The organism is Shinella sedimenti, assembly GCF_022601905.1.
GTDB classification, from domain to species: Bacteria; Pseudomonadota; Alphaproteobacteria; order Rhizobiales; family Rhizobiaceae; genus Shinella; species Shinella sedimenti.
In genome coordinates, this window is record NZ_JAKVIN010000003.1 from 579,883 (window position 1) to 586,048 (window position 6,166).

The following is a 6,166-nucleotide window of genomic DNA, read 5'->3' on the forward strand; positions in this document are numbered from 1 at the left end:
CCCATGAGCATCGTTCAGAACACGGCCGAAACCAAGACGGGTGGCACGCCGCCCTCCGGCCTTTCCGAATTCTGGTATTACTTCTCGCGCAACAAGGGCGCCGTCATCGGCCTCTTTGTCTTCCTCTTTATCCTGTTCATGGCGATCTTCGCGCCCTTGGTTGCTCCGCACAGTCCGAGCATCCAGAATCGTGACCTTCTCCTCATGCCGCCGGTCTTCCAGCAGGGCGGCAGTTGGGGGCACGTCCTGGGCACGGATGCAGTCGGGCGCGACATTCTTTCGCGCATCATATACGGCGCGCGCTTCTCGCTGTTCATCGGCCTTGTCGTCGTCACGCTGTCGGTGGTCTCGGGCGTGCTGATCGGTCTCGTCGCGGGCTATTTCCGCGGGAAGGTCGACACCTTCATCATGCGCATCATGGACATCATCCTGGCGTTTCCCTCGCTGTTGCTGGCGCTCGTGCTGGTGGCTGTTCTGGGACCGGGCCTGGTCAACGCCATGATCGCCATTTCGCTCGTCAACCAGCCGCACTTCGTGCGCCTGACGCGCGCGGCGGTGATGACCGAAAAGTCGAAGGACTATGTCGTCGGCTCGAAGGTCGCCGGCGCGGGCACGCTGCGCCTGATGTTCCTGACCATTCTGCCCAACTGTCTGGCACCGCTGATCGTCCAGGCAACGCTTGCCTTCTCGGCGGCGATCCTCGATGCGGCGGCACTCGGCTTCCTCGGCATGGGCGCCCAGCCGCCGACGCCGGAATGGGGCACGATGCTCGCCGAAGCGCGTGAATTCATCCAGCGCGCCTGGTGGGTCGTCACTTTCCCCGGCCTTGCCATCCTCATCACCGTGCTTGCCATCAACCTCATGGGTGACGGCCTGCGCGACGCCCTCGATCCCAAGCTGAAGAGGTCGTGATGTCGCTTCTCGAAGTCAAAAACCTCACCGTCGAATTCCAGACCGCCTCCGGACCCTTCCGCGCGGTGGACGGTGTCTCGCTCAAGGTCGACGATGGCGAGGTTCTCGCCATCGTTGGTGAATCCGGTTCGGGCAAGTCGGTCTCCATGCTCGCCGCCATGGGGCTTCTGCCCTGGACGGCGAAGGTGACGGCGGACGTTCTGACCTTCAACGGCCGTGACATGCGGGCGATGTCGGATGCAGAGCGCCGCAAGATCATCGGCAAGGACATCGCCATGATCTTCCAGGAACCGATCGCCAGCCTCAATCCGTGCTTCACGGTCGGTTACCAGATCGAGGAAGTCCTGCGTATCCACACGGATCTCTCGCGCAAGGCACGGCGGGACCGGGCAATCGAACTCTTCCAGTCCGTCGGTATTCCGAACCCGGAAGAGCGCCTCGGCCACTTCCCGCACCAGATGTCGGGCGGTCAGTGTCAGCGTGTGATGATCGCGACGGCGCTTGCCTGCAATCCGAAGCTCCTGATCGCCGACGAGCCGACCACCGCGCTCGACGTGACGATCCAGAAGCAGATCCTCGACCTCCTGATGAAGCTCCAGGCCGAACACGGCATGGGCCTCATCATCATTACCCACGACATGGGCGTCGTCGCCGAAACCGCCGACCGCGTCATCGTGCAGTACAAGGGCCGCCAGATAGAGGAAGCGGACGTGCTGTCGCTCTTCTCGGCTCCGAAAAGCGTCTACACCAAGGCCCTTCTGGCAGCTTTGCCGGAAAACGCCACGGGCGGACGCCTGCCGACGATCACGGAAAAGCTGACCGACGCCGAGATTTTCGCGGGAGCCTTGCGATGACCCCAGTTCTCGAAGCCAAGAATCTGAAGCGCGACTACCATATCCCCGGCGGTATGCTGAAACCTTCCAAGACCGTTCATGCTGTCAAGGGCGTGAGCTTCAAGGTCGAGCAGGGCAAGACGCTCGCCATCGTCGGCGAAAGCGGCTGCGGCAAGTCCACCGTGGCACGCATGATCACGATGATCGACCCGATCACCTCGGGCGAAATGCTCATCGACGGCCGCAGGATCGACATCGCCAGCGAGCCGCTGACGCCGGAAATGCGCAGCAAGGTGCAGATCGTCTTTCAGAACCCTTATGGTTCGCTCAATCCGCGCAAGAAGATCGGCGACATCCTCACCGAGCCGCTGGTCATCAACACCAAGGTCCCGGCCGGCGAGCGGCGCGATCGGGCCATGGCGATGCTCAGGAAGGTCGGCCTTGAGGAGAAGCATTACGGGCGCTACCCGCACATGTTCTCGGGCGGCCAGCGCCAGCGTGTGGCCATCGCCCGCGCGCTGATGCTTAATCCACGCCTTCTGGTGCTGGACGAGCCGGTTTCCGCGCTCGATCTGTCGGTGCAGGCGCAGGTGCTCAACCTGCTCGCGGATCTGCAGGACGAGTTCCAGCTGACCTATGTCTTCATCAGCCATGACCTTTCGGTCGTGCGCCATATCGCCGACGATGTGATGGTGATGTATTTCGGTGAGGCCGTTGAATATGGCAGCCGCGACCAGGTCTTCGACGACCCGCAGCACGATTACACCAAGACGCTGTTTGCCGCGACGCCGCGCGTTGACGTGGACGCCATTCGCGCCCGGATCGAACGGCGCAAACGCGTCGCGTGACGCGACAATCCGCCGGCCGGATCCGTGCCGGCGGATTTTGCCACTGGCGTCGCTGCCGGCGGCCCCGTATAGACGGCTACCGCTTTTGCGGACAGATTTCCCACACCTGACAGGAACGAGACATGGACATCAAACGCTTTGAAACCGGCCCGCGCATGAGCCAGGCCGTCGTGCACAATGGCACCGTATATCTGGCCGGTCAGGTCGGCGAAGCCGGCTCCGATGTTGCCGAACAGACGAAGCAGGCCCTGGCTGAAGTGGACCGCCTGCTGGCGCTTGCCGGAACTGACAAGACCCGCATCCTCTCCGCCCAGATCTGGCTGGCCGACATGGCAGACTTCTCCAAGATGAACGCCGTCTGGGACGCCTGGGCGCCGCAGGGCCACACGCCGGCCCGCGCCACCGGCGAGTCCAAGCTCGCCACGCCGGATTACCTGGTCGAAGTCATCGTCGTCGCTGCACTTTGAGTTCGGCAACGAGACTGAAATGAAAAAGGCCCGCGCAAGCGGGCCTTTTTGTTGGAGCCTGTCGTGTCAGGCCGATTTCGACAGGCGGGACTGCTCGTCGAAGAACAGGGCCTGACTGATCAGCGCCTTCACCATGTCCGGATTGAACGGCTTGGTGACAAGGAAGGCCGGTTCCGGCTTTTCGCCCGTCAGCAGGCGTTCCGGAAAGGCGGTGATGAATATCACCGGGATCGTGCTGGTCTTGAGGATGTCGTTGACCGCATCGATCCCCGAGCTGCCGTCGGCGAGCTGGATATCGGCCAGCACCATGCTAGGCGCGGTACGATTGTAGAGCTCCACGGCTTCCGCATGCGTGCGGGCGATACCCGTCACGTTGTGGCCGAGACCCCGCACCATGTCCTCGATGTCCATGGCGATCAGCGGCTCGTCCTCGATGATCATGATATCGGTCGCGACCTGGCTGGAAATATCGCGGGACGCTTCTTCCAGAAGTGCGGCGAACTCTTCTTCCGAAACGTCGAGAATATCGGCGCCCTCTGCGACGTCGAAGCCTTCGACGGCAACAAGCAGGAAGGCCTTGCGCTCTGCCGGCGGCAGATTGGCAAGGTTGGCCGCGGCCTGCCGCTCCCAGCCGAAGGGAGAGGTGTTTTCCGGCAGCGCGATGTCGAGGTTCTCGAACAGCGTGCAATAGAGCCGGTAAAGGGCATTCCGATCGCTACGGCCCTGCGGATAAAGGGATATATCGGCGACGAGCGCTTCCAGCATGGCGGCCACATAGGCATCGCCGGATGTCTGGGAACCCGTCACAGCCCGGGAAAAACGCCTCAAATAGGCGAGATGCGGTGCGATACGGGTGGACAGTGACATTTCGTTCTCCCTGAGTGTGTTCCTCATCGGAACAGTTTCCGCTAGAGTTCATTATACGGAAACCAATTGGTAGCATGCTGGCGCTGAGTGACTATTGGTAATGTTGGGCAAAAGGAAGATAACGGGCGGTAGACGATGGAAGCAAGACCATGATCGAGCCCAGTAAGAACAAGAGTGAGACCGATGGCCTTGCCGCGGACACGACGTCTTTCGACCCCAACGGCCCGATTGGCCGCAAGCTCAAGTCTTTTTATGACGTGATTGAAACGGAAGCTGTGCCGGACCGTCTTCTCGACCTTCTGGAGAAGCTCGATGAAGCAGAGCGCAAGGCAACGGGCGGGTCCTGACGGCATTCAACGTTCCTGATGGCAGACACCAAGAAACGGGCCGCCAGGCCCGTTTCTTGTTTTCGTAGCGATGAGGCTCAGCGGCAACGGGCTTCGTAGCGGTGGCCGCGACGGTCGCGATAAACGCAGTAGCCGCTACGGTCGGAGCGGGCGATCAGGTATCCGGCGGTGCCGCCTACGGCTGCACCCACCAGCGCCCCTCCGGCGCGACCGGTCACCGCACCACCGATAATGGCGCCGGATGCAGCGCCGATAGCGGTGCCGCGTTCGGTCTGGCTGCATGCGGAAAGCGTGATGGTCGAGGCCACGAGGGCGAGGGCTACTATGGTCTTCTTCATGGTTCCGGCTCCGGTCTTGGGTTTCTTGGTCAGATACGTCCCATCAGGACAAGGATAAGAAGGATGACGACGATGAGGCCGAGGCCGCCGGACGGGCCGTAGCCCCAGCTGCGGCTGTATCCCCAATTCGGCAGGGCGCCGATCAGAAGAAGGATCAGGATGACGAGGAGAATGGTGCCGAGCATGTATGCGTCCTTTCATGTCCCACGCAGTCGAGCGATGGCATGAAAACGCCGCAATTCGAAATTTGTTCCAGAAAATATGACAGGCGCAATCGACCAGTCCGCTTTCACGCGCCGAGTTGTGGTGTCCGTCATCGGCGCGGAACTTTTTTGTAGGGCCTTCGTTTTCCTGCCATCAACGGAAGGAGTTCGAAAATGCTTTATTACGCTGTCGTCTTTCTCGTCATCGCACTCGTTGCCGGTCTTCTTGGCTTTGGCGGCATCGCCGGTGCCTCTGCCGGTATCGCGCAGATCCTGTTCTTTGTCTTCCTTGCCCTTCTGGTGCTTTCGCTCATTGCGGGCCTGTTCCGTAGGGCATAAGGCGAACATGGATTAAGACAATAAAAAGCGGCGTCCGAGGACGCCGCTTTTTGCATTTCAAGCTGTCTTGCGGGCTTCATCGGCATTGGCTAGTCATCGCGGTGTCCCTCAATTCCTGTGAGTCCCACCGATGAAATCCCTTGAACTTCTGGTCGAGCGCATCATCCTGTCGAGCCGCTGGGTGCTGGTCGTGTTCTATCTCGGCCTTGTCGCGGCGTTGGGCGTCTATGCCCTGTCCTTTCTGTCGAAGTTCATCAAGGTCGCAAAGAACGTGTTCGTCTATGATGATGCGGAGATGATCCTTGCGATGCTCGGCCTGATTGATGCCGCGCTCGTCGCGAGCCTGATCCTGATGGTAATGATCGCAGGCTACGAAAACTTCGTCAGCCGTTTCGATGAGAGCGAAGCGGATGTCTCGTTCCTCGGCAAGCTCGACTCTGGAAGCCTGAAGATCAAGGTCGCCTCCTCGATCGTCGCGATCTCGTCCATTCACCTCCTTCAGGTGTTTCTCAACGTGCAGCAATATAGCGATGCGAAGTTGATGTGGCTGACGATCATGCATCTCGCCTTTGTCGTTTCCGCCTTGCTGCTCGGTTTTCTCGAGCAGATCATGGCGAGGCTGAAGAGCTGATCCCTGGACCCTGATGAGAAGGGGAGGGCGCCGCGGAATAGCCGTCGGCGCCCTTTCTGCGTTTTGGCGACAAGTGAGACCCAGGTTCCATCCGCGATATTCCTGTTTTGCACCGGGCATTCGGGGACCATCTCCGAGGGGTTGGGCTGGCTTGTGGTACGACTGTACCGGCGGCGGCTCGATTGAAGCCACCCAGTCGGGTCGTGTTCCAGAACAGCGATGCCTTGTTGATAAATTATCTCTTTAAAATCAGATGGTTATATCTTTTTGTACTTTTTATGAAATCGGCTGTTGACGCCTCAGGATGATGGTCCTATAACGCCGCTCATCGAACGAGAGCGGCGGCGCTTCTGGCGGCCGACGAACTCGCTCTAGGGTTTC

At 60.3% G+C, this 6,166-nt stretch carries 10 protein-coding genes; 7 read left to right on the top strand and 3 right to left on the bottom strand.

Annotated features, from left to right (window positions below):
- Positions 1–3 precede the first annotated feature (3 nt).
- From MKI86_RS10170 to MKI86_RS10185, 4 genes are all read left to right on the top strand, one after another.
- Positions 4–912: an ABC transporter permease subunit gene (locus tag MKI86_RS10170; protein WP_241600617.1), complete on the top strand. Its 909-nt coding sequence runs from the start codon at positions 4–6 to the stop codon at positions 910–912.
- Positions 912–1,766: an ABC transporter ATP-binding protein gene (locus tag MKI86_RS10175; protein ID WP_241600619.1), complete on the top strand. Its 855-nt coding sequence runs from the start codon at positions 912–914 to the stop codon at positions 1,764–1,766. Before MKI86_RS10170 ends, MKI86_RS10175 begins: the two co-directional genes overlap by 1 nt.
- Positions 1,763–2,593: a dipeptide ABC transporter ATP-binding protein gene (locus MKI86_RS10180; protein ID WP_241600621.1), complete on the top strand. Its 831-nt coding sequence runs from the start codon at positions 1,763–1,765 to the stop codon at positions 2,591–2,593. Before MKI86_RS10175 ends, MKI86_RS10180 begins: the two co-directional genes overlap by 4 nt.
- Before the next feature lie 122 nt (positions 2,594–2,715).
- A complete protein-coding gene (locus MKI86_RS10185; RefSeq protein WP_241600623.1) occupies positions 2,716–3,060 on the top strand; it encodes a RidA family protein in 345 nt (114 codons plus the stop codon).
- 66 nt (positions 3,061–3,126) lie between these two features.
- On the opposite strand, the gene MKI86_RS10190 is transcribed toward MKI86_RS10185, so the two are convergent.
- Positions 3,127–3,927 carry a response regulator gene (locus tag MKI86_RS10190; protein ID WP_241600625.1) on the bottom strand — a complete coding sequence of 267 codons (801 nt, stop codon included), beginning with the start codon at positions 3,925–3,927 and terminating at the stop codon, positions 3,127–3,129.
- A 149-nt stretch (positions 3,928–4,076) separates the two neighbouring features.
- Between MKI86_RS10190 and MKI86_RS10195 the strand changes: the two genes are divergently transcribed.
- Entirely contained in the window at positions 4,077–4,274 is a 198-nt protein-coding gene (locus MKI86_RS10195; RefSeq protein WP_241600627.1) for a NepR family anti-sigma factor, read from the top strand.
- Positions 4,275–4,351: 77 nt separating this feature from the next.
- Here the strand turns inward: MKI86_RS10195 and MKI86_RS10200 are convergent, their stop codons facing one another.
- Positions 4,352–4,612, bottom strand: coding sequence for a YMGG-like glycine zipper-containing protein (locus tag MKI86_RS10200; RefSeq protein WP_241600629.1), 261 nt, complete (start codon positions 4,610–4,612; stop codon positions 4,352–4,354).
- A 29-nt stretch (positions 4,613–4,641) separates the two neighbouring features.
- Positions 4,642–4,797, bottom strand: a complete 156-nt coding sequence (locus MKI86_RS10205; RefSeq protein WP_134649756.1) for a DUF3309 family protein — start codon at positions 4,795–4,797, stop codon at positions 4,642–4,644.
- A 192-nt stretch (positions 4,798–4,989) separates the two neighbouring features.
- Between MKI86_RS10205 and MKI86_RS10210 the strand changes: the two genes are divergently transcribed.
- Together MKI86_RS10210 and MKI86_RS10215 are read left to right on the top strand one after the other, a co-directional pair.
- Entirely contained in the window at positions 4,990–5,154 is a 165-nt protein-coding gene (locus MKI86_RS10210) for a DUF1328 domain-containing protein (RefSeq protein WP_023514833.1), read from the top strand.
- Positions 5,155–5,284: 130 nt separating this feature from the next.
- Positions 5,285–5,785: a TIGR00645 family protein gene (locus MKI86_RS10215; protein WP_241600639.1), complete on the top strand. Its 501-nt coding sequence runs from the start codon at positions 5,285–5,287 to the stop codon at positions 5,783–5,785.
- Positions 5,786–6,166 lie beyond the last annotated feature (381 nt).